This is a genomic window from Klebsiella sp. CTHL.F3a (assembly GCF_019890895.1).
GTDB lineage: Bacteria > Pseudomonadota > Gammaproteobacteria > Enterobacterales > Enterobacteriaceae > Klebsiella > Klebsiella grimontii.
Window position 1 is genome coordinate 2,252,766 of sequence record NZ_CP082360.1, and the last position, 21,891, is coordinate 2,274,656.

Here is a 21,891-nt window from a genome sequence, read left to right on the forward strand (position 1 = left end):
CTGCGGCGCTGGCAGGTAGACGGAGAGGCTTACTCGACGGTCAGAATACGGGTGGTGTTGGTGCTACCGATGGTGCTCATGACATCGCCCTGAGTGACGATAACCAGGTCGCCGGTCACCAGATAGCCTTTGTCGCGCAGCAGCGTTACCGCGTCGTGCGCAGCGGCTACGCCATCATTTACGCTATCGAAATGAACCGGCGTCACGCCGCGATACAGCGCAGTCAGGTTCAGCGTGCGTTCGTGGCGAGACAGGGCGAAAATCGGCAGGCCGGAGCTGATGCGCGAAGTCATCAGCGCGGTCCGACCGGATTCGGTCATGGTAATGATAGCGGTGACGCCCTTGAGGTGGTTCGCCGCATACATGGCGGACATCGCAATGGCTTCTTCCACGTTATCGAACTGAATGTCCAGACGGTGCTTGGAGACGTTGAGGCTCGGGATTTTTTCCGCGCCGAGGCAGACGCGCGCCATCGCGGCAACGGTCTCAGACGGATACTGGCCCGCGGCGGTTTCAGCCGACAGCATTACGGCATCGGTCCCATCCAGCACGGCGTTCGCCACGTCCATGACTTCGGCGCGGGTAGGCATCGGGTTGGTGATCATCGACTCCATCATCTGCGTCGCGGTAATGACCGAGCGGTTCAACTGACGGGCGCGGCGGATCAGCGCTTTCTGGATGCCGACCAGCTCCGGATCGCCGATTTCCACGCCGAGGTCACCGCGGGCCACCATAACAACGTCCGAGGCGAGGATCACGTCATCCATCGCGTCCTGATCGCATACCGCCTCGGCACGCTCGACCTTGGCGACGATTTTGGCGTCGCAGCCGGCATCGCGCGCCAGGCGACGGGCGTAGTTTAGATCTTCGCCGCAGCGCGGGAAGGAGACGGCCAGATAGTCGACGCCAATTTTGGCGGCGGTGACGATGTCCGCTTTGTCTTTTTCCGTCAGCGCTTCTGCAGAGAGGCCGCCGCCCAGTTTGTTGATGCCTTTGTTGTTAGACAACGGGCCGCCGACGGTGACTTCGGTGAACACCTTCATGCCCTGAACTTCGAGGACCTTCAGCTGCACGCGGCCGTCGTCCAGCAGCAGGATATCGCCCGGAACCACGTCAGCCGGGAGTCCTTTATAGTCGATGCCCACTTTCTCTTTGTCGCCTTCGCCTTTACCCAGGTTCGCGTCGAGGAGGAATTTGTCACCGATATTGAGGAAAATTTTCCCTTCTTTGAAGGTGGATACGCGGATTTTCGGCCCCTGTAGGTCACCGAGAATCGCGACATGACGGCCCAGTTTTGCCGCAATCTCACGGACTTTATCCGCACGGATCTGATGATCTTCCGCGGTACCGTGAGAGAAGTTCATACGTACCACGTTTGCGCCTGCGGCGATAACCTTCTCAAGGTTGTTATCGCGGTCGGTAGCCGGGCCTAAGGTGGTAACGATTTTGGTTCTGCGAAGCCTTCTGGACATGTAATACTCCGTTGACTGAAACATCTTTGGTGTTGCGTGAACATGGATTCGGTAGCGCCGATGAGCAAAGTCGCTATACCGGAACGATACCGACGGTGTAATAGGATAGTGCTTTGTTTCTACTTTTATTGGTCATTGCTGTGTACGATGAGCTCTTTATCAAACCGCGATTCCTTAAGCGCTTCCTTGACCCTCTTCAAGTTATCTCTGAATTTTGCGCCCCGCCGCAGGGTGAAGCCGGTCGCCAGTACATCAATCACCGTCAGCTGCGCTAAGCGGGAAACCATCGGCATATAGATATCGGTATCTTCCGGCACATCCAGGGTAATAGCCAGCGTTGCCTCTCGGCAAAGCGGCGTACCGGGTGAGGTAATGGCGATCACCATCGCATCGTTTTCACGTGCCAGCTGCGCCAGCTCCACCAGGCTTTTAGTCCTGCCGGTGTGCGAGATGATCACTACCACGTCATCGTCATTACAGTTCATACAGCTCATGCGTTGCAGGACGATGTCGTCGGAATAGATCACCGGTACATTAAAGCGGAAAAATTTGTTCATCGCGTCGTGGGCGACGGCGGCCGAAGAGCCAAGGCCAAAAAAGGCGATTTTCTTCGCCTGCGTGAGCAGGTCAACCGCGCGATTGATCGCCGACATGTCGAGAGAATGATGGACCTGATCTAAACTGGCCATGGCGGATTCAAATATCTTTCCCGTATAGGACTCGACGCTGTCGTCTTCATCGACGTTGCGGTTAACATAGAGGGTACCGTGCGCCAGGCTTTGCGCCAGATGCAGTTTAAAATCGGGGAAACCGCGGGTTTCCAGACTGCGGCAGAAACGGTTAACCGTGGGCTCGCTGACGCCGGCTTCCAGCGCCAGGGCGGCAATACTTGAATGGATGGCCTGCGCGGGGGTTGCAAGGATGACTTCCGCCACTTTGCGTTCAGATTTGCTAAGGTGTTCCAGCCGGGACTGGATTTTTTCCAGCATGTTCATGGGTAATCGGGCGCTCATCAATGGAAGCGATTTCATTAATGGGTGAAATCATCAGGCGTTTTAGCAAGAATATACCCCTCCGTTGTCGGAAACGGTGAGGAATGACCTTAAAATATGTTGTTTTTTTTCATTACATGATCAGAGTCGTATTTTACTAACTGAGAATCGGTCGAAACAACGAACAATATTAGCCGCATGCCCAAAATCTCAGCGCCTGTTTTCCACCCTGTGCGATTTAGCTGCGGGAACCGGCGCTGAGGGTTTCGGGAAATTCGTAAACACAGTACGATGCAGTGAAAGAAAATTACAAATATAGCCTGGCACAAGCACCAGTCTATCAACTAAGGAGAATGACATGGCGGTAACGCAAACGGCCCAGGCATGCGATCTGGTCATTTTCGGCGCGAAGGGTGACCTGGCGCGACGTAAATTGCTGCCTTCCCTGTATCAGCTCGAAAAAGCTGGTCAGATCCATCCTGACACCCGCATCATCGGCGTCGGCCGTGCCGACTGGGATAAAGACGCTTACACCAAAGTTGTGCGTGAAGCGATGGAAACCTTCATGAAGGAAAAAATCGATGAAGGTTTGTGGGAGACCCTGAGCGGGCGTCTGGATTTCTGTAACCTTGATGTCAACGATACCAAAGCGTTTACCCGCCTGGGCAAAATGCTCGATCAGAAAGAGCGGGTGACCATTAACTATTTCGCCATGCCGCCAAGCACCTTTGGCGCGATTTGCAAAGGTCTGGGCGAAGCGAAGCTGAACGCGAAACCGGCGCGCGTGGTGATGGAAAAACCGCTGGGGACTTCCCTGGAAACCTCCCGCGAGATCAACGATCGGGTAGGCGAGTTCTTTGAAGAGTGCCAGGTCTACCGTATCGACCACTATCTGGGTAAAGAGACGGTGCTGAACCTGCTGGCGCTGCGCTTTGCCAACTCGCTGTTCGTTAATAACTGGGACAGCCGTACCATCGATCACGTTGAGATCACCGTGGCGGAAGAGGTGGGCATTGAAGGCCGCTGGGGCTACTTCGATCAGGCCGGGCAGATGCGCGATATGATCCAGAACCACCTGCTGCAAATTCTGTGCATGATTGCCATGTCTCCGCCGTCAGATTTGACTGCCGATAGCATCCGCGATGAAAAAGTGAAGGTGCTGAAATCGCTGCGCCGCATTGACCGCACCAACGTGCGTGAAAAAACGGTGCGCGGCCAGTACACCGCCGGCTTCGCGCAGGGTAAAAAAGTGCCGGGCTACCTCGAAGAAGAGGGGGCCAACAAGTCCAGCCATACTGAAACCTTCGTGGCGATCCGCGTGGATATCGACAACTGGCGCTGGGCGGGCGTACCGTTCTACCTGCGTACCGGTAAGCGACTGCCGACCAAATGTTCCGAAGTCGTGGTTTACTTTAAGACACCGGAACTGAACCTGTTCAAAGAGACCTGGCAAGAGTTGCCGCAGAATAAGCTGACCATTCGTCTGCAGCCGGATGAAGGGGTGGATATCCAGGTGCTGAACAAAGTCCCGGGGCTAGACCACAAGCATAACCTGCAGATCACCAAGCTGGACCTGAGCTACTCGGAAACCTTTAATCAAACCCATCTGGCGGATGCCTACGAGCGTCTGCTGCTGGAAACGATGCGCGGTATTCAGGCGCTGTTCGTGCGTCGCGACGAAGTGGAAGAGGCGTGGAAGTGGGTCGACTCCATCACGGAAGCCTGGGCCGCCGATCGCGATTCGCCGAAACCTTACCAGGCGGGCACCTGGGGGCCGGTTGCCTCCGTGGCGATGATCACCCGCGATGGTCGTTCGTGGAACGAGTTTGAGTAATCGCCATCTCCTCCGTCAGGGTTATTTTACCGGTAACATGATCTGACGCAGCAAGTCGTGTAATTTTTAATCTTTTAAGCCCCGGAGGATTCACCCCCGGGGCTTTTTTTATTACACTGCCTACAGATATTTTGCCCCTGAGCCCCAGTACAGGTGCCTTAAACACCGAAAAGTATCGTTAAAGCGCTGCGGCCGGACAGATAAAATTTGAGGAGCCTTTATGAATTCAGAAATGTTACGGGTAACAAATCGCATCATCGAACGCTCGCGCGATACCCGCGAAGCCTACCTCGCCCGGATTAACCAGGCCAAAACCGATACCGTGCATCGCGCCCAACTGGCGTGCGGTAACCTGGCCCACGGCTTCGCCGCCTGCCAGGCGGATGACAAAGCCTCACTGAAAAGCATGCTGCGCAATAACATCGCCATCATTACCTCCTACAACGATATGCTCTCCGCCCACCAGCCCTATGAGCGTTATCCGGACATTATCCGCAAAGCGCTGCACTCCGCGAACGCGGTGGGCCAGGTCGCCGGCGGCGTTCCGGCGATGTGCGATGGCGTGACGCAGGGGCAGGACGGGATGGAGCTGTCGCTGCTCAGCCGCGAAGTGATTGCCATGTCCGCCGCGATTGGCCTGTCGCACAACATGTTTGACGGCGCGCTCTATCTTGGCGTCTGCGATAAAATTGTCCCGGGCCTGGCGATGGCTGCGCTGTCGTTCGGCCATCTGCCGTCCATCTTTATTCCTTCCGGCCCGATGGCCAGCGGCCTGGCGAATAAAGAAAAAGTGCGCATTCGTCAGCTCTATGCGGAAGGAAAGGTGGATCGCATGGCGCTGCTGGAGTCCGAGGCCGCGTCTTACCATGCGCCCGGCACCTGTACCTTCTACGGTACCGCCAATACCAACCAGATGGTGGTTGAGTTTATGGGGATGCAGCTGCCCGGATCGTCATTCGTGCATCCGGATGCGCCGCTGCGCGAAGCGCTGACCGCCGCCGCCGCCCGCCAGGTGACCCGTCTGACCGGCAACGGTAACGAGTGGATGCCGCTGGGTAAAATGTTTGATGAAAAAGTAGTGGTCAACGGGATTGTCGCGCTGCTGGCAACCGGCGGGTCCACCAACCATACCATGCACCTGGTGGCCATGGCGCGGGCGGCAGGGATTATCATTAACTGGGATGATTTCTCCGATCTCTCTGACGTGGTGCCGCTGCTGGCGCGCCTCTACCCGAACGGCCCGGCGGATATTAACCACTTCCAGGCCGCGGGCGGCGTACCGGTGCTGGTGCGCGAGCTGCTGAAAGGCGGCCTGCTGCATGAAGATGTTCACACCGTTGCCGGTTTCGGCCTCTCTCGCTACACCATGGAACCCTGGCTTAATAACGGTGAGCTTGACTGGCGCGAAGGAGCGGCCGCTCCGCTTGATGAAGCGGTTATCGCCACGTTTGACAAGCCGTTCTCTCGCCACGGCGGCACCAAAGTGCTGAGCGGCAATCTCGGTCGCGCGGTGATGAAAACTTCCGCTGTGCCGGTTGAGAACCAGATTATCGAAGCGCCGGCGGTGGTTTTCGAGAGCCAGCATGACGTGCTGCCCGCCTTTGAAGCGGGGCTGCTCGACAAAGATTGCGTGGTGGTGGTCCGTCATCAGGGACCAAAAGCGAACGGCATGCCAGAATTACATAAACTTATGCCGCCACTTGGTGTATTATTGGACCGCCGTTTCAAAATTGCGCTGGTGACCGATGGTCGACTCTCCGGCGCATCAGGCAAAGTGCCGTCGGCTATTCATGTGACGCCCGAAGCGTACGATGGTGGTCTGCTGGCGAAGGTACGCGATGGCGACATTATTCGCGTCAACGGCCAGACGGGCGAGCTGACGCTGCTGGTCGATGACGCCGAGCTGGCTGCCCGTCAGCCGCATATTCCTGACCTGAGCGGTTCGCGCGTGGGAACCGGCCGGGAGATGTTCGGTGCGCTGCGTGAGAAACTCTCCGGAGCAGAACAGGGCGCAACCTGCATCACTTTTTAAGACGATTCGATTTGTAGATCTGGCGAGAGAAAATCTAATGAAAAACTGGAAAACAACTGCAGAAGCAATCCTCACCTCCGGCCCGGTTGTACCGGTAATCGTGGTGAAAAAGCTGGAACACGCTGTGCCAATGGCGAAAGCGCTGGTTGCGGGCGGCGTACGCGTGCTGGAAGTGACTCTGCGTACCGAGTGCGCGATGGACGCTATCCGCGCGATCGCCAAAGAGGTCCCGGAAGCGATTGTCGGTGCCGGTACCGTCACCAACGTTGAGCAGCTGAAAGAAGTGACCGAAGCGGGCGCGCAGTTTGCTATCAGCCCGGGCCTGACCGAATCCCTGCTGAAAGCGGCGACCGGCGAAGGCACCATCCCGCTGATCCCGGGGATCAGCACCGTATCCGAGCTGATGCTGGGTATGCAGTATGGTCTGAAAGAGTTCAAATTTTTCCCGGCAGAAGCTAACGGCGGCGTGAAAGCGCTGCAGGCGATTGGCGGCCCGTTCGCGCATATTCGCTTCTGCCCGACTGGCGGTATCTCCCCGGCGAACTATCGTGATTATCTGGCGCTGAACAGCGTGCTGTGCATCGGCGGCTCCTGGCTGGTGCCGGCGGATGCGCTGGAAGCCGGTGATTACGACCGTATCACCAAACTGGCTCGTGAAGCGGTAGAAGGCGCGAAGTAATTATCGCGCGCTCACCAGAGGCCCGGTCTGCGACCGGGCTTTTTTTTATCCCGCAACCAAGACTGCCGAAGCCGCCGCTTTGGCGCGCGCAACCGCGTCCTCAACGTTATCGGCTATTGCCAGCGTGACGCCCAGGCGACGCGAACCGTCGATTTCCGGCTTGCCGAACAGACGCAGTTGCAGTCCCGCGCCGACCGCGGCCTGAATATTGCTGAAGGTGACGTTCTGGCTGGTCAGCTGCGGCAGGATCACCGCAGAGGCCGCCGGGCCGTACTGGCGGATCGCGCCAATCGGCAGTCCGAGGAAGGCGCGAACGTGCAGGGCGAACTCCGATAAATCCTGCGAAATCAGCGTGACCATACCGGTGTCGTGCGGGCGCGGCGAGACTTCGCTAAAAATCACCTCGTCGCCGCAGACGAACAGTTCGACGCCGAACAGGCCGTAGCCGCCCAGCGCCAGCACCACCTGGCGGGCGATCTCCTGCGCGCGTTCCAGCGCCAGCGCGCTCATCCGCTGCGGCTGCCAGGATTCACGATAGTCGCCATCCTCCTGGCGATGACCGACCGGCGCGCAGAAGTGTACGCCGTCCGCGGCGCTGACGGTGAGAAGGGTGATCTCGAAATCAAAATTCACCACGCCTTCAACGATAACGCGTCCGGCTCCGGCGCGGCCGCCCTGCTGCGCATATTGCCAGGCGTCAGCCAGCTGTTCGCTGGAACGAATAAAGCTCTGGCCTTTACCCGATGAACTCATTACCGGCTTGACGATGCACGGCAGGCCTATCTCGGCGACGGCTTCGCGGAAGGCGGGTTCACTGTCGGCAAAACGGTAGGCGGAGGTCGGCAGCTTCAGCTCTTCAGCGGCCAGGCGGCGGATCCCTTCACGATTCATGGTGAGCTTTGCCGCGCGGGCGGTGGGGACGACTTTCTGCCCGGCCTGCTCCAGGTCGACCAGGGTGTCGGTGGCGATGGCCTCGATTTCCGGCACGATAAAGTCAGGCTTTTCCTGCTCAATCAGCGCCTGCAGCGCTTCGCCATGCAGCATATTGATGACGTGCGAACGGTGTGCGACCTGCATGGCCGGGGCGTCAGGGTAACGATCGACGGCGATGGTCTCAATTCCCAGACGCTGGCATTCAATGGCCACCTCTTTACCCAGTTCGCCGGAACCTAACAGCATTACCTTTGTTGCCGCAGGGCGCAGCGCCGTACCTAATACAGTCATAACTCTCTTCCGCAGTAAAAAAACATGCGCCGCATTATAAACGAAAACGTTTGCGCATGTCTTTATGCGCGTCATTTGAGTTCGGGGGAGAAATTTGATATACTGTATAAAAATACAGTACCGAGAGGCTGCATCATGGCGGTTGAAATTAAATATGTAGTGATTCGCGAAGGTGAGGAAAAAATGTCTTTTGCCAGCAAAAAAGAGGCCGATGCTTATGACAAAATGCTCGATCTGGCGGAAGTACTGAACGACTGGCTGGTTGAGTGCCCGCTAACGCTTGACGAAGAGCAGCGCGATAGTATGGCGATGTGGCTGGCCGAGCGCAAAGATACCCTCAACCATATTTTGCGTTCCGGTAAGCTGCCGGAAGCCGAGGGCGCCGCCGAGGCGTCAGCCGATAGCGCAGAAGCAGAAGAGGGCGATAAGACTGACGACGTCATCGAATCTGAAGCCCCGGCGCCGGCGAAGCCGCGCAAAGCGAAAGCGGCCTGAGTTACGCTTTACGCTGCCGCCGCCAGCAGTTCTGGCGGCAGGCTCCCGCGCTTCCCGGCGCGGAATTTGCGCATCTTTAGCTGTCGATAACGTTTCCTGACGTCGCGTCGGTTAGGCTGGTGGTATCGCTTATCGCGCAACGAGGAAATGTATGGCTAACTGGCTTAATCAACTGCAGTCTCTGCTGGGTCAGCAGGGGCGGTCTTCTTCATCTGACGATCAACCAAGCGGCAAAAATTTACTGCTGCCGGGCGCGCTCGGCGGGCTGGCAGGTCTGCTGGTGGCCAGCAAATCATCGCGCAAGCTGTTAGCCAAATACGGTACCGGTGCGCTGCTGGTGGGCGGCGGCGCGGTTGCGGGCAGCGTGTTGTGGAATAAATACCAGCAGAAAATGCGCGCCAGCGCGCAGCCAGCATCGGCAGAGGCTGTGCCCGTTCAGGCGCCATCTTCCGCACCGGCCGAACTCGACGCCCGCAGCGAACGGCTAATTATGGCGCTGGTCTTCGCCGCCAAAAGCGATGGACATATTGACGAGCGCGAGCGGGCAAATATTGAAGAGCAACTGCGTGCGGCAAATGTCGACGTCCAGGGCCGAGTGTTAATTGACCGGGCGCTGGCGCAGCCGCTTGACCCGCAGAGCCTGGCGCAGGGTATCAGCAGCGAGCAAGAGGCGCTTGAAGTTTACTATATCAGCTGCGCGGTCATCGATATTGACCACTTTATGGAACGTAGCTACCTCAATGCCCTCGGCGAAGCGCTGAAGCTCCCGCAGGAAGTGCGTGAAGATATCGAACGGGATATTCAGGCGCAAAAACAGGCCGTAACGGCTTAAATCCGCACGTTTCGCTTGCATCGCTGGCGACTTTTGCCACCCTTATATATTGTGTAGTCACGTTACCCTTCAGGCTGCTTTGAGGCAGCCTGAAAATTTTACTACCCAATACAAGCCGCAGAAGAATAAGCAGATGCCACCAAAAGCCAAACGGATCCCCCATGCCATGACCTTACATGGCGACACGCGAATCGATAATTACTATTGGCTGCGCGATGACGATCGCTCGCAGCCGGAAGTGCTGGATTATCTGCGCCAGGAAAATGAGTACGGCAAAAAAGTGATGTCTTCGCAAAGTAGCCTGCAGGATAGGGTGCTCAAGGAGATTATCGACCGTATTCCGCAGCGCGAAGTGTCGGCCCCCTACAGCAAAAATGACTATCGTTACCGTCAGGTCTACGAGCCGGGCTGCGAGTACGCGATTTATCAACGCCAGCCGGTAGTCAAAGAGGAGTGGGACGAATGGGACGTCCTGCTTGACGGCAACCAGCGTGCGGCCGGTAGCGAATTTTATACCCTCGGCGGATTAGGCGTTTCGCCCGACAACAGCCTGATGGCGGTGGCGGAAGACTATCTCTCCCGACGACAGTACAGCCTGCGCTTCTTTCCCTTAAACGACGACCGACAATTTGCGGAAGTGCTGGAGAACGTCTCACCTGATTTTGCCTGGAGTAACGATTCGCAGACTCTGTGGTACGTGCGTAAACACCCCACCACGCTGCTGCCGTATCAGGTCTGGCGCCACCGTCTGGGTACGCCGGCCAGTGCGGATGTTATGGTGTATGAAGAGCAGGACGACACTTTTTACGTCAGCGTACACAAGACTACATCCCAGCAGTTTGTGGTGATCTACCTGGCCAGCGCGACCACCAGCGAAGTACTGCTGCTCAATGCGGAAATGACCGACGCCGAACCGGTCTGTTTTCTACCCCGGCGTAAAGATCATGAATATAGCCTCGATCACTATCAGCACACTTTCTATCTGCGCTCTAATCGTGAGGGTAAGAACTTCGGCCTTTATCGCAGCACCCTGCGCGATGAGCAGGAATGGGAGACCCTGATAGCGCCGCGTCACGAAGTGATGCTGGAAGGTTTTACCCTGTTTACCGACTGGCTGGTTGTGGAAGAGCGCCAGCGCGGGCTAACCAGTCTGCGCCAGATCAACCGTAAGACAAGAGAATCGCAGGGGATCGCGTTTGACGATCCGGCCTACGTAACCTGGCTTGCCTATAATCCGGAGCCGGAAACCTCGCGCCTGCGCTATGGCTACTCCTCCATGACAACCCCGGATACGCTGTTCGAGCTGGATATGAATACCGGCGAGCGGCGGGTACTCAAACAGCAGGAAGTCAAAGGATTTGATGCCAGCCACTATCGCAGCGAGCATCTTTGGATCAACGCCCGCGACGGCGTGGAAGTCCCGGTCTCGCTGGTCTACCGTGATGAATATTTCCGCAAGGGCGCCAGCCCTCTGCTGGTGTACGGCTACGGCTCCTATGGCGCCAGCATGGATGCGGATTTCAGCGCCAGCCGACTGAGCCTGCTCGACCGCGGCTTTGTCTTCGCTATCGCCCATATTCGCGGCGGTGGCGAGCTGGGCCAGCAGTGGTACGAAGACGGTAAGTTTTTGTGCAAGAAAAATACCTTCAACGATTATCTCGACGTCTGCGATGCGCTACTGGCACAGGGTTACGGCAATCCACGTTTTTGCTACGGCATGGGCGGCAGCGCCGGCGGTATGCTGATGGGCGTAGCGGTGAACCAGCGGCCGGAGCTCTTCCATGGCGTGGTGGCCCAGGTTCCATTTGTGGATGTCCTCACCACCATGCTCGATGAGTCGATCCCGCTGACCACCGGCGAGTTTGAAGAGTGGGGTAATCCTCAGGATGAAGAATACTATCGCTATATGAAAAGCTACAGCCCGTATGACGGCGTTGAGGCTCAGGCCTATCCGCATCTGCTGGTCACCACGGGCCTGCATGATTCGCAGGTACAATACTGGGAGCCAGCAAAATGGGTGGCGAAACTGCGCGAGCTGAAAACCGACGATAACCTGCTGCTGCTGTGTACCGATATGGATTCCGGCCACGGCGGTAAATCCGGCCGTTTTAAAAGCTATGAGGGCGTGGCGCTGGAGTTTGCGTTTCTGATTGGTCTGGCGCAGGGGACGCTGCCGGGCCAGGCGGAGGTATAGCGCCGATTACTCCCCGAGATAGTGCTTCAGCGTCAGGCGCAGCTCGGGGCTCATGCGATCCAGGTTATTGAACAGCCAGCGCAAATAGCCGGGATCGTTTTCCGCCACTTCCGAGACCGGCTTGCCGCGATATTTGCCGAAGGTAAAGGTGGAGAGCAGCGCCGGGCGGCCGGTAATGGTCGCCATCTCCTCAGGCGTCCAGCCGGAGGTGTTGATGATATCGAGCAGCAGGGCCGCGGTGATATAGCAATCGTACAGCGCCCGGTGATGATGCAGTCCCGGTGGCGTCGCGACGCTGAGCTTGCGCGATTTATACAGCCCCATATTGCTGTACTTGATGCCTGGCCACAGGCGGCGCGCCAGCTTCATCGTGCAGATCCACTCACCCTGCATTTCCGGTAACACCCGGCGGTCAAAGCTAGCGTTATGGGCGACATACCACGGACTGCCCATATACAGCGGCACAATCTCCTCGATCCATGGCTTATCGGCAACCATCTCTTCGGTGATGTGGTGAATCGCCATCGCCTGTGGGCTGATAGGACGATCGGGGCGAACCAGATGGCTCATGGGATTGGTGATTTGTCCGTCGATGATATCTACCGAGGCGATTTCAACAATGCCTCCCTGCAATCCGCAGGTTTCTGTATCGATTACGCGCAGCATGGCTCGCTCCAGGCCAAAGAAACCAGCGTAATGGAATGCGCAGGTCTTGCCAACTCGGATGTCCGCAGAGGACGGGAATTATTTCTGTTTCGGTTCATAGGGCAGGCGAGAGAGCGAAACGGAGGCCAGCCGATGGGCAATCAGACGCTCGCGAAACCAGCTGCGCAGATGCTCGGGCTGTTCTCTTTCGACTAAATCAGCCACCACCGGCATATTGTAGCGTTCTTTAAAGGCGACACCAGCCGCGGCGAGATCGACATTCACTTTGTCCATCTCCTCCTGGGATAGTTTAGCCAGGTTGTTTTCCATCGGTTTCTCCTCTGATAATGCCGCAAAAAGTACTAAGCACGCGGCAAAAAGGCAAGTCTCAGACGCTTAGCTCGACTGCGCCATTATACAGGGTTATTCTCTGTGCTACATACATAACAAAAAGGAATGACAACTATGCCAATCATCGCCGGACGCGCCCTGCGTCTGTCTCTGTTTCTCGCCGGTTGCCTGACCTCCGCAGGCGCATTTGCCCACGCCCATTTGCAACAACCGCTGCCGGCTGCCGGTAGTGAGGTGGAGGCGTCACCGCAGGCGCTGACCCTGAACTTCTCCGAAGGCATCGAAACGCAGTTTAGCGGCGTAACCCTCACCGGGCCGCAGCAGAAGACCATCACCCTCGGTAAACCCGTCCGCAGCGACAGCAATAAGGCTCAACTGACGGTACCGGTTGAGCAGGCGTTGACGCCGGGCGAATATACCGTTGACTGGCACGTGGTCTCCGTAGATGGCCATAAGACCAAAGGGCAATACACCTTTACCGTGAAGTAAGCCGATGCTCAGTGCCGTCTATGTCAGCTTACGCTTTATCCATTTCATTTCGCTGATCGTCGCTTTCGGCTGCCTGCTTTACGGCGCGTGGTGGGCGCCAGCGGCCTTGCGCCGTCTGATGATGCAGCGTTTTTATCCGCTAATGCGTCATTTACTACTGGCTAGCGCGCTGTCGGCGCTGCTGATGCTGATGGCGCAGGGCGGCCTGATGGGCAACGGCTGGTCGGATGTCTGGCAGCCGGCTATCTGGCAGGCGGTGGCCGGGACGCAATTTGGCGGTGTGTGGGTATGGCAAATTTTACTCGCCTTTGTGGCGTTGGCAGTGGTTTGGCTGAAGCCCCGGCGACCGGGGCGTTTACTGCTGGTGCTGTTTTGCGCCCAGTTGCTGCTGCTGGCGGGCGTCGGACATGCCGCGATGAACGATGGCTTGCTGGGGATAGTGCAGCGAACCAATCATGCGCTTCATCTGTTTTGCGTGGCCAGCTGGTTTGGCGGTCTGCTGCCGTTTATCTACTGTCTTCGCCTGGCGCACGGTCGCTGGCGGCAGGCGGCGATTTTCACCATGATGCGGTTTTCGCGTTACGGACATCTGGCGGTTGCCGGCGCCATCGCCAGCGGGGTGGTAAATGCGCTGCTGATCCAGGGCGAACTTATCAGCGCCTCGCCCTGGGGGCGTATGCTGTTGTTGAAATGTGCGCTGGTAGCGGCAATGGTGGCAATTGCGCTGGTGAACCGGTATGTTCTGGTGCCACGCATGTCGGCAGGCGGAACGCGAGCGGAGCAGCTCATCGTGCGCACCACGCAGATAGAAATTGCGTTGGGAGCGCTGGCGCTGTTTGCCGTCAGCCTGTTTGCCACCTGGGAACCTTTCTGAATAAACTGGTTAAATCATGAAAAAAATCGTTCTGACAATGTTGTTATTGGCAAGTTCTGGCGCTGCGCTGGCGGCGCCGCAGGTGATTACCGTGAGCCGCTTTGAGGTGGGTAAAGAGAGCTGGGCGTTTAACCGTGAAGAGGTGATGCTGACCTGCCGTCCGGGCAATGCGCTGTTCGCCATTAATCCGAGTACCCTGGTGCAGTACCCGCTAAACGACATCGCCGAACAGCAGATGAAAGACGGTAAAACCAACGCGCAGCCGATTTCCATGATCCAGATTGACGATCCGCAACGGCCGGGACAAAAAATGAGCCTGGCGCCCTTTATTGAGCGCGCGCAGAAACTCTGCTGATCGCCGCCTGCATCCCGCTGTATTTACATGAAAAAAACCGCCATCCCCCAATACCGGGCATGGCGGTTTTTTGTTGATATCAGCAATTTTGAGACGAATTATTCGTCCACTTTTGTCACGGACTGGAAAACCTGACACGGTAAACTATTCTTATAAGGCAAGGCGACTTAGCCTGCATTAATGCCAACTTTTAGCGCACGGCTCTCTCCCAAGAGCCATTTCCCTGGACCGAATACAGGAATCGTGTTCGGTCTCTTTTTATCTATTTTTCACAAATCGCAGATTCCCTTGCAAAACCCCATTCACTTTTTTCGGGGCTTTTTTCTTATACCACAACAATAATTTCCCAAACATTTCTTTTACAAAAAATCGTCTGCTAACGTTTTAGTAGCTAACGGTCACCAGTACGGTATCGGTATAGGTTCCGGCAGGCTGGTTACTCTGGGTCGGGTTTATTTTTAGGGTGTAGTTTGCGGGCTGCGCGGCGCCGGATCCGGCCACGCTGAGATTGTTATTTTCCGTCCATGCGCTGCCGTTGGGCTGGTAAAATTGGTACTGCAGCCAGGCGGTAGGCTGGTTCGCGATGGGTTGGCTCATCTGCCGCCAGTCGCCGACGCTGGCGTTAGTGCTGGTGAGGTTGATGGTGTAGGCCGCGTTTTTCGTGCAGCGGATGGCAAGCTGGCCGCTGTAGTTGCTAAAACCGGACGGAAGGGCGGCAGAGGTAAATTCGACGTCTGGCGCGCTGTCGATATAGCAAACATTGGTCACCTTCACCGACACATTGACCGTAGAGGTCAGCGTTCCGTTATTCGGAATACATATCTTAATGCCCAGCAGATCGAGCCCGACGTAGCAGAATCGGTACACCCAGGTGATGGTTAACACATCGGTATAGGTACCGGCGGGGACGTTGGCGCCCGGGGTGGTTCTGAAATAGAGCGGCATGGTGCCATCGCTTGAGTTAAATAAACCCAGCAGTTCGAGCAGCGTTGTTCTGGACCAGCTAATCACGCCGCCATCCAGATAGGCCGGCGAGCACGAAGCGTCAGAACAGACGCTGTAAGGGATGGCGTCGCCCGCGCCATTAAGCAGCCGCGGGATACCGTTGCTCTTGTTGGCCGACGACAGGGTGGCGCTTAATGTGTTGGTTGAGTTCAGCGCCACCAGCTCCGGGGTGCAGTAAAACCCCGCGCCGGCCATCACGCCCTGAGGCGCGCTGTTGAGAGCAAAGGAATCCACCGGGCCGATAACCGGCGCGCTGGTTTTGATGCTGCAGGCGGCCAGCGCGTTGCTTGTTAGCCCAAGGAGCAAGAGCAGCGCGCAGATCGGGAGGATACTTTTCAACTTGATCTCCACTGTTATGGGTGACAGCTAACCGGACCTATCCGTTGCGGAACCGGCGTTGTTTCCGGGAGCGCAAAGCGCACGCGGCATTGAAACTCCCCGGTGTTGACTATGACTTTATTGTCGCGCGTGAGATGCGAGAACCAGGCGACGCCGTCGTAGCCCACCAGACCGCGCTGTTTGCTGTTCACTTCCTCGACGGGCGTACCGACCGGCAGCGGCTGTCCCTGAGCATCGACGAAGACAATGGTTGCCGAACGCACGCGGTTAACCGGGAATTCAACCAGCGCGCCGCTGCCTTCGCGCACGGCGATGCGTTTCTCCACCATCAGCGCTTCGGTGTCCGTTGGCAATGGCAGCGTATCGAGGGTGATTTTTCCCGGATACCACGCCGTCGCCCACGGGATCAGCAAATGGCCGTTTTTATCCGTCACGCCGACTTTGCGGTTTTCATAGCTCACCGCAATGTTCGGGTAGTTACCGGTGGAGACAACGATAAACGCGTCGTTAATCTGCCGGGCGAAGAACAGACTGTTATCCATCAGCACCACCGATCCCGTGGCTTCAAACCAGCTGTGACGATCGTTGCGTGAGCCGTAGTAGCCTCCGCTCAACGTCGACACGCGGTTGATCCAGGTCAGATCCGCCTGGCTATAATTATCGCCGCCCACCGAATGGGCGAGGTTCCAGCCAAGCCCGCCTTCTGCCGGGGCGGAGCGGTTGAGGCTGATATTTTCGCCCCATTGACCGGAGCTGGCGCGCTGGCCGCTTAACTGCATAGAGCTTTGCGAATCGAAAGGGATGATTATCTGCAGCATGCTTGAGTAGCTACCTTCCTGCAGATCGCGGTTTACGCTCAGGTTGAGGCTGCTGCTAAGCCACAGGCTACGGCTCCAGGAGAGGTTCAACAGGCGGGTGCGCGAACGATCCTCGGCCTGGATATCAAAGTAGCCAATGCTAAAAGAATCGAGGGTTCTTCCCCGCGGGCTCAGGCTCAGCGTGGCCTGGTCTGACTGACGGCTGAGCGTGGCGCTAGAGCCATAGGTGCTGAGGTTGTCGTAGCTGGCGCTGCGGCGGATATGCTGATAGTTCACTCCCCAGCTATTGCCATAGTAGGAGTAACCCGAGGTGAGCTGGTTTCCGTCTCCTTCGCCGCGGCTGGCGCTGCCCGACAGGCTGAGGGTGCCCAAATTTCCTACCCCAATATCGCCGCCTATCCCGGCATTAGCTAATCCCTGGCGGTCTTCGGTATGCGCCGAGAGCGTAAGCCAGTGGGTTAATCCATAGCGATAAATCGCGCTCACCGCCCCGGCGCCATAATCGGCATTCTTGATGCCGTAGTTGTTGCGCAGGGCGCCAAGGGTGAAATCAAAATCGCTCAGGCCTTCCCGCAGGAGGGTATTAGAGACATAAAAAGGAACGCTGGTAGAGACCTGGCGGCCAAGGGCGTCGGTAGTCACTACGGTCGCTTCGCCGGCGCCGCTGATCCACGGAACGTTGGTCAGCGTATAGGGGCCGCCATTAACCTGCGACGAGCTGGTTTTATAACCGTTAATAAACAGGTCGACGCTTGAAGGGACCGCCGCGCTGCCGGATAAGTTAAGCAGCGGATATGTCACCAGATCCGGGCGCACGCTGAAGTTACGGCTTACGCGTAGCCCACCCATGCGCACGGAACTGCTCCAGGTCAGAGCGTTACTGACCACGTCGCCGGCCTGGTAGCTTATCATCTGTTCGCTATCGCTGTATTTCCACAGGGTGTCGTAGCGCATATAGCCCTGTTGTTCATAGCCCGACGAAGACCAGTTTTGCCGGATCGCGGCGTTATTGGAAAGGACGCCCGGCGGGCCAAAAAGACGCGTTTCGGTGAAGGTGCTGGTGGTTTGCGTGCCGCCTGATGAAAAGAGGCTGTAAGCGTCGTAGTTAAATAAAATCCCCGGACTGCCGATCGCGGCCTGGTATTGTTGTCCCGTGGTTTCCCCGATGCGCTGTTCGGGGAGCCACTGGTCCGGAACCTGAAGCTTAAGCACTTGCCCCGGCTGGTCATATTCGACCTTAACCGAGGGGAGCGCCGTGACATCCACCAGCGCATCATGGGTTTGCAGGGGAATATGCGCTTGCCGTAGAACGCTGGCCGCAACCCAGTAGTGACCAGCGTTGACCTTGACCGGAACGGCGCCGGCAAGAATATTGCCATTGACCGATAAGCTGAGGTACAGCTCATACTCCTGCCTTTCGCCGTAGGATGCCGCAGGCGCAGGCAGGGAATCATAGGTCGCGGCGCAGGCCGTCACCGACGCCACCGCCAGCAGCCCCCCGGACGCCGTTCTTTTCAGATCTCTCATTTTTAACGATTCGCCGGAATTTCCACCGCCTGACCGTTATCCGTTAACTTCGCGAACAGATGTATTCCTGATGGCGCGGAAGCGTTTCCGGCGTTCGGGAAACAGGCCTTTTTCTGCGCCAGAACGTAGCCGAGAAGGCCATTAGCCACGGGAATTTTGCCGTTGCCGCTCGCGTTCGCCCAGTAAACCGTACTGAGCCGCGCATGTTGATTGCCTCTATTATCGATGCATAGCGTCTGGCGGTTATTTTGCTGCGCGAGCGACCAGCGCAGCGTCGTCCTTACCGATTCGACTGAACCCGCGTTCTTTAACGGCGTGAGCCCCTGCCCATAGGTAAACAGCGGCAGGACATAGCGCATGCGCATTTTCAGCCCGGCGGAGTTCTGTTCCGTCTGCGTTACCGGCTGCGCGGCAGGGATCTCATCGATAACAATGCGGTAGGACTGCTCTTTGCCATTGGCGATAGGGGCAACGCGCATGAGCCTCACCAGTTGCCGCTGCCCCGGCGCTACCGTGGTAAAAGGGGGGCTGGCGACAACATCGCGCTGGTCGGCGTAGACGTCCGCTGACCCTTTTTGATCCCAGGCAAAAACGCGCAGCTGCAAATTAACCGGCGAACTGCCGCGATTCTCCAGCCACAGTTCAGAACCTTTTTCGTGGCTTTCGATAGTTTGAAAGATCGGCCATACCAGGACGGAGCTTGCGGCCAGAACCGATGAGGGAAGAGATAAAGCGAATATAAACGGCGCAAATCTACAGCGAATCATAGTTAACCTGTGGATTATCTAATAGGTCAGCGTGACGGTGACCGTGTCGGTATAGGAGCCCACCGCCGGGAAGCCATTCGTGGCAAAAAGGCGGCCATAAACCGTGTAGGTTTGCGTGGTGCTCGGAAATGATGCGACGCTCAAGGCCTGCGTACTGTTGCCCCAAACGTTAGCGCGGTTGGCGTCCTGATAAAGCTGATACGCCAGGGTGTTGTTGTTGCCGTTCGACATATAGCGCTGGCTGGCTGAGCCGCCGTTGACGCCATAGTCGAGGGCGATTGAAATAGCGGTGCCGGGCGTGCAGGTGACGATGATTGAGCCTGCGCCGGAGGTACTGGCGACATCAACGTTGTTGTAAAGCGATGACAGGGTGCCAAAACTCAGGGTACCGAAATCCGTCGTTTGGGAGCCATCTCCGGCGCCAAGCGCGCAGCCTGCCGCGATCTGCGCGGAGACTTTGAACGTCTTCTGGACAACGGCGGCATGGGCGCCTGAGGTAAAAAACAGAATTAATGTAAGCCACTCGGGTCGAAGCATGACGCCCACTTTCCTTATGCGATTACCAGGTTAACGTCGCAGTGACGATGTCGTCATACACATCGGCCGTCGGCGCATTGACGCTCTGGTCTTCGGGGCGGATTCGGGCAAAAACTGGAATAGCCTGGGGATTGCCGGTGCCAACGATAGGTATCGTGCCGCCGGGCAAAATTTCATTACTGCGGCCGGCATCCGAATAGAGTCGATAGGCAATCTGCTGGGTGCCGGCGGCGTTTTTCATATAGCGCAGCGCTGCATCGCCAGACTGGCCGCCGTCCAGCGTCAGGGTCGAGTCAAGGTCCTCGGTGCAGGTCACTGTTAGCGCGCTTCCGCCGCCGCTGCCGGTGACTTCCGCATCAATGGAGTTGGCTAAATCGCCATAGGCGCCGAAATTAATGTTGCCCCAGCGGTTATTCTCGCCATTGCGGACGTTCGATACGCTGCACCCGCTGCCGAGCGTCACCTGGACGCCAATCTGGCCGCTTAAGGTTCCCGCTGCGAAAGCCGGTTGACTAATAACGATGGCGCTCAGTAAGCCGCCCAGCACACTGCGCGAGATGGTTTTGACGTTCATAGAGAACCTCTTAGTGGAAAGCCGCTGAAGATAAACAACAATGTAGCGATAGACGTTGGTCACCGAGTAACTGCCGCGGTTTTGTTGGTTAACGTATAACTACTCCTGCAGAATATGTGTAATTGTATATTTCTGACTGATTATTATGTTTTTATTGGGTTTTTATTCTGTTTTTATGCTTTTTGTGTGGAGTCAGATTCTTTATGTTAATTGGTTGTTGGTTTTATGTTTTATTTTTGCTTTTCAAAGGGGGCGTAAAAATAAGGGGATTTTTTTAAAATCACAATCTGGTGCAAACTTTGCAACAAAAAATCTGGACAAAAAGCCGGGTGTAGACACTGGGTGCCTTTCAGAGAGGGAAAGGAGAAAACACCTGCACGAAATCAGGCCCATAGTGCAGGTGAAATGTACGGGCCAACATCGGAAGAGACTCAGTATACACATTTGTATGACAAATGAAATAATGGACAAGATACGGCTTTAAGTTTTTTAGCGGGTATTTATCTGACCGCCTGACGGGTTATTAGCGGATGAAAGGAAAACCGTAACTTGCGGGATAAAAATAATCGGTAAAGATTTATTCCGGCGCGACGAAGGAGGGATACAACCATGTTTCCAGAAAGCTCACCAGGAACCATATTTGTCCGCTAAAAATAAACCACAAAGCAGCGGCCAAAATAATCAGCAGGATAGCCAGCAGGAGTGTTTCAGTTTTGCTCATAACTTCATTAGCCGTCCGCAAGGATTACAACGAAGTTATGATAGTAACTAAAGCGCCGCAGAAGATGCAAACGCCGTCGTGCTAAACGGCGTTGGCGAAGCGGCTGGAGAGCTACTCCATGAGTATCTCCATCTTAGCGGCCATATCATCCAGAAGCTGAAAGCGGCGACGATATTCAGCGCGCTTCTTGCTGGCGATGCTCTCAAGCGTCTTTCTTTCCAGCTGGAGCGGTAAGCGCCAGCGCCAGGCGCCGTCGGCGACGCCATCGATAGATTGCCAGAACTCATCATAGCTGGCGTGAAAATGACGACCCTTGCTCAACCGATAGCGCAGCGCGCGGAAGACGTGGCCGTTGTCGCTGACCCCGTAAATGTGATTAATGTTGCTGCGCGCCGCCATTAACCAGATAAATTCCATCAGCAGGCGTTTCGGGAACAGGCCGTAACAGGCGCGGGTCGCTCGTTTAATCACTTCGTGCGGAACAGTGCTGCGCGGCCCCTGTAGACCGCCGATGGTCAACTGCCATTGCTCCTGCTGGCGGGTGACGCTAAAGGTCGCGCTGGCCAGTACAATCTCATCGCTATCGCGCAGCCACAGCGTCGTTTCGCCCTCGCGTTCGGCTTTGCTCGCCGAGGAGGCGGAGAGCGTAAACCGGCTGTCGTCTTTGCCCGTCAGCTCAAGCAGCGGTACATCTTTCGCTGCGGTCATGGCCCCGGCGAGGCACGAGCCTCCCAGAGAATCGACAAACTGGTAGTGGCTAATAATGGCCTGCGCGCGCTGGCTGGCGTTTAATCCGCGGGTCAAATACTGGCGATGAACTTTGCCCGGCAGCGTCACCTGAGCGGCCAGCAGCTGATTGAAGTCCGCACGCCCCGCCAGGCTTTCCAGCATGCTGCGCGTTGGCGCATAAAATAATGCCGTGCGCAGTAAAAACTTAAGCCGGTAATGACGTTGTTGCCAGATGGGGGCTGGGGTGAGCCGACCCATCACCAGATCGGCAATAAGATTTGGGCGTCGCTCAACTACGCTGGCTGAATGCAGGCTGTTATCCGTCACGATGAATACCTCGGAGTTATTTAGCCTCTATTCTATGGATATATCGTGGAGAGCTTAATGCCCCGCCGGACTATATTTG

At 56.6% G+C, this 21,891-nt stretch carries 21 protein-coding genes; 9 read left to right on the forward strand and 12 right to left on the reverse strand.

The genetic code is table 11. From position 1 onward, the window contains the following. Window positions 1–29: 29 nt before the first annotated feature. Both pyk and K7H21_RS10630 read right to left on the reverse strand, forming a co-directional pair. On the reverse strand, window positions 30–1,472 hold the full coding sequence (gene pyk / locus K7H21_RS10625; RefSeq protein WP_004122043.1) for a pyruvate kinase: 1,443 nt from the start codon (window positions 1,470–1,472) through the stop codon (window positions 30–32). Between the two features lie 125 nt (window positions 1,473–1,597). Next, window positions 1,598–2,503 carry a MurR/RpiR family transcriptional regulator gene (locus K7H21_RS10630; protein ID WP_162626063.1) on the reverse strand — a complete coding sequence of 302 codons (906 nt, stop codon included), beginning with the start codon at window positions 2,501–2,503 and terminating at the stop codon, window positions 1,598–1,600. 319 nt (window positions 2,504–2,822) lie between these two features. On the opposite strand from K7H21_RS10630, the gene zwf reads away from it, so the two are divergent. The 3 genes from zwf to K7H21_RS10645 all read left to right on the forward strand — a co-directional run bounded on the left by zwf (window position 2,823) and on the right by K7H21_RS10645 (window position 7,009). Then, the gene (gene zwf / locus K7H21_RS10635) at window positions 2,823–4,298 is read left to right on the forward strand and encodes a glucose-6-phosphate dehydrogenase (protein WP_004122041.1); all 1,476 of its coding nucleotides are present in this window, start codon (window positions 2,823–2,825) and stop codon (window positions 4,296–4,298) included. A 220-nt stretch (window positions 4,299–4,518) separates the two neighbouring features. Next, complete coding sequence (gene edd, locus K7H21_RS10640; RefSeq protein ID WP_004122039.1) at window positions 4,519–6,330, forward strand: phosphogluconate dehydratase; 1,812 nt, start codon at window positions 4,519–4,521, stop codon at window positions 6,328–6,330. A 37-nt stretch (window positions 6,331–6,367) separates the two neighbouring features. Next, entirely contained in the window at window positions 6,368–7,009 is a 642-nt protein-coding gene (locus K7H21_RS10645) for a bifunctional 4-hydroxy-2-oxoglutarate aldolase/2-dehydro-3-deoxy-phosphogluconate aldolase (RefSeq protein WP_004103368.1), read from the forward strand. 45 nt (window positions 7,010–7,054) lie between these two features. On the opposite strand, the gene purT is transcribed toward K7H21_RS10645, so the two are convergent. Next, complete coding sequence (gene purT, locus K7H21_RS10650; protein WP_004122035.1) at window positions 7,055–8,233, reverse strand: formate-dependent phosphoribosylglycinamide formyltransferase; 1,179 nt, start codon at window positions 8,231–8,233, stop codon at window positions 7,055–7,057. Between the two features lie 135 nt (window positions 8,234–8,368). On the opposite strand from purT, the gene K7H21_RS10655 reads away from it, so the two are divergent. The 3 genes from K7H21_RS10655 to ptrB all read left to right on the forward strand — a co-directional run bounded on the left by K7H21_RS10655 (window position 8,369) and on the right by ptrB (window position 11,754). Then, complete coding sequence (locus tag K7H21_RS10655; protein WP_004122033.1) at window positions 8,369–8,728, forward strand: YebG family protein; 360 nt, start codon at window positions 8,369–8,371, stop codon at window positions 8,726–8,728. Between the two features lie 151 nt (window positions 8,729–8,879). After that, window positions 8,880–9,560 carry a tellurite resistance TerB family protein gene (locus K7H21_RS10660; protein WP_049114583.1) on the forward strand — a complete coding sequence of 227 codons (681 nt, stop codon included), beginning with the start codon at window positions 8,880–8,882 and terminating at the stop codon, window positions 9,558–9,560. A 133-nt stretch (window positions 9,561–9,693) separates the two neighbouring features. Further along, window positions 9,694–11,754 (forward strand): oligopeptidase B, encoded by a 2,061-nt coding sequence (gene ptrB / locus K7H21_RS10665; protein WP_223035765.1) that lies wholly within the window; start codon window positions 9,694–9,696, stop codon window positions 11,752–11,754. 6 nt (window positions 11,755–11,760) lie between these two features. Here ptrB and exoX read toward each other — a convergent pair whose 3' ends face one another. Both exoX and K7H21_RS10675 read right to left on the reverse strand, forming a co-directional pair. Continuing rightward, complete coding sequence (exoX, locus tag K7H21_RS10670; RefSeq protein ID WP_004122030.1) at window positions 11,761–12,420, reverse strand: exodeoxyribonuclease X; 660 nt, start codon at window positions 12,418–12,420, stop codon at window positions 11,761–11,763. A gap of 78 nt (window positions 12,421–12,498) precedes the next feature. Next, on the reverse strand, window positions 12,499–12,729 hold the full coding sequence (locus K7H21_RS10675) for a DNA polymerase III subunit theta (protein WP_004122029.1): 231 nt from the start codon (window positions 12,727–12,729) through the stop codon (window positions 12,499–12,501). 135 nt (window positions 12,730–12,864) lie between these two features. Between K7H21_RS10675 and yobA the strand changes: the two genes are divergently transcribed. Genes yobA through K7H21_RS10690 form a run of 3 tightly spaced genes read left to right on the forward strand, consistent with a single transcriptional unit; the run spans window position 12,865 to window position 14,468 of the window. Next, entirely contained in the window at window positions 12,865–13,239 is a 375-nt protein-coding gene (yobA, locus tag K7H21_RS10680) for a CopC domain-containing protein YobA (RefSeq protein WP_004122028.1), read from the forward strand. 4 nt (window positions 13,240–13,243) lie between these two features. Further along, complete coding sequence (gene copD, locus K7H21_RS10685; protein ID WP_087828997.1) at window positions 13,244–14,113, forward strand: copper homeostasis membrane protein CopD; 870 nt, start codon at window positions 13,244–13,246, stop codon at window positions 14,111–14,113. A 16-nt stretch (window positions 14,114–14,129) separates the two neighbouring features. Then, a complete protein-coding gene (locus K7H21_RS10690; protein ID WP_223035766.1) occupies window positions 14,130–14,468 on the forward strand; it encodes a YebY family protein in 339 nt (112 codons plus the stop codon). A gap of 384 nt (window positions 14,469–14,852) precedes the next feature. On the opposite strand, the gene K7H21_RS10695 is transcribed toward K7H21_RS10690, so the two are convergent. The 7 genes from K7H21_RS10695 to K7H21_RS10725 all read right to left on the reverse strand — a co-directional run bounded on the left by K7H21_RS10695 (window position 14,853) and on the right by K7H21_RS10725 (window position 21,812). Beyond that, entirely contained in the window at window positions 14,853–15,812 is a 960-nt protein-coding gene (locus K7H21_RS10695; RefSeq protein ID WP_049114593.1) for a Csu type fimbrial protein, read from the reverse strand. 14 nt (window positions 15,813–15,826) lie between these two features. Next, on the reverse strand, window positions 15,827–18,157 hold the full coding sequence (locus tag K7H21_RS10700) for a fimbria/pilus outer membrane usher protein (RefSeq protein ID WP_223035767.1): 2,331 nt from the start codon (window positions 18,155–18,157) through the stop codon (window positions 15,827–15,829). A 2-nt stretch (window positions 18,158–18,159) separates the two neighbouring features. Beyond that, a complete protein-coding gene (locus tag K7H21_RS10705; protein ID WP_123829169.1) occupies window positions 18,160–18,924 on the reverse strand; it encodes a fimbrial biogenesis chaperone in 765 nt (254 codons plus the stop codon). An 18-nt stretch (window positions 18,925–18,942) separates the two neighbouring features. After that, the gene (locus K7H21_RS10710) at window positions 18,943–19,461 is read right to left on the reverse strand and encodes a Csu type fimbrial protein (RefSeq protein WP_004122022.1); all 519 of its coding nucleotides are present in this window, start codon (window positions 19,459–19,461) and stop codon (window positions 18,943–18,945) included. 22 nt (window positions 19,462–19,483) lie between these two features. Beyond that, window positions 19,484–20,035: a Csu type fimbrial protein gene (locus tag K7H21_RS10715; protein WP_004122020.1), complete on the reverse strand. Its 552-nt coding sequence runs from the start codon at window positions 20,033–20,035 to the stop codon at window positions 19,484–19,486. Between the two features lie 577 nt (window positions 20,036–20,612). After that, window positions 20,613–20,756, reverse strand: a complete 144-nt coding sequence (locus K7H21_RS10720; RefSeq protein ID WP_142445585.1) for an Ecr family regulatory small membrane protein — start codon at window positions 20,754–20,756, stop codon at window positions 20,613–20,615. 111 nt (window positions 20,757–20,867) lie between these two features. Further along, complete coding sequence (locus K7H21_RS10725; protein WP_223035768.1) at window positions 20,868–21,812, reverse strand: VirK/YbjX family protein; 945 nt, start codon at window positions 21,810–21,812, stop codon at window positions 20,868–20,870. Window positions 21,813–21,891 lie beyond the last annotated feature (79 nt).

Bases quoted from the DNA above. Each gene is read 5' to 3' on its own strand.
- ptrB (WP_223035765.1), top strand. From the start codon at position 9,694: ATGCCACCAAAAGCCAAACGGATCCCCCATGCCATGACCTTACATGGC.
- K7H21_RS10690 (WP_223035766.1), top strand. From the start codon at position 14,130: ATGAAAAAAATCGTTCTGACAATGTTGTTATTGGCAAGTTCTGGCGCT.
- K7H21_RS10675 (WP_004122029.1), bottom strand. From the start codon at position 12,729: ATGGAAAACAACCTGGCTAAACTATCCCAGGAGGAGATGGACAAAGTG.
- K7H21_RS10715 (WP_004122020.1), bottom strand. From the start codon at position 20,035: ATGAACGTCAAAACCATCTCGCGCAGTGTGCTGGGCGGCTTACTGAGC.
- pyk (WP_004122043.1), bottom strand. From the start codon at position 1,472: ATGTCCAGAAGGCTTCGCAGAACCAAAATCGTTACCACCTTAGGCCCG.
- K7H21_RS10645 (WP_004103368.1), top strand. From the start codon at position 6,368: ATGAAAAACTGGAAAACAACTGCAGAAGCAATCCTCACCTCCGGCCCG.
- K7H21_RS10705 (WP_123829169.1), bottom strand. From the start codon at position 18,924: ATGATTCGCTGTAGATTTGCGCCGTTTATATTCGCTTTATCTCTTCCC.
- K7H21_RS10630 (WP_162626063.1), bottom strand. From the start codon at position 2,503: ATGAAATCGCTTCCATTGATGAGCGCCCGATTACCCATGAACATGCTG.
- K7H21_RS10660 (WP_049114583.1), top strand. From the start codon at position 8,880: ATGGCTAACTGGCTTAATCAACTGCAGTCTCTGCTGGGTCAGCAGGGG.
- exoX (WP_004122030.1), bottom strand. From the start codon at position 12,420: ATGCTGCGCGTAATCGATACAGAAACCTGCGGATTGCAGGGAGGCATT.
- zwf (WP_004122041.1), top strand. From the start codon at position 2,823: ATGGCGGTAACGCAAACGGCCCAGGCATGCGATCTGGTCATTTTCGGC.
- yobA (WP_004122028.1), top strand. From the start codon at position 12,865: ATGCCAATCATCGCCGGACGCGCCCTGCGTCTGTCTCTGTTTCTCGCC.
- purT (WP_004122035.1), bottom strand. From the start codon at position 8,233: ATGACTGTATTAGGTACGGCGCTGCGCCCTGCGGCAACAAAGGTAATG.
- K7H21_RS10655 (WP_004122033.1), top strand. From the start codon at position 8,369: ATGGCGGTTGAAATTAAATATGTAGTGATTCGCGAAGGTGAGGAAAAA.
- K7H21_RS10710 (WP_004122022.1), bottom strand. From the start codon at position 19,461: ATGCTTCGACCCGAGTGGCTTACATTAATTCTGTTTTTTACCTCAGGC.
- edd (WP_004122039.1), top strand. From the start codon at position 4,519: ATGAATTCAGAAATGTTACGGGTAACAAATCGCATCATCGAACGCTCG.
- K7H21_RS10720 (WP_142445585.1), bottom strand. From the start codon at position 20,756: ATGAGCAAAACTGAAACACTCCTGCTGGCTATCCTGCTGATTATTTTG.
- copD (WP_087828997.1), top strand. From the start codon at position 13,244: ATGCTCAGTGCCGTCTATGTCAGCTTACGCTTTATCCATTTCATTTCG.
- K7H21_RS10700 (WP_223035767.1), bottom strand. From the start codon at position 18,157: ATGAGAGATCTGAAAAGAACGGCGTCCGGGGGGCTGCTGGCGGTGGCG.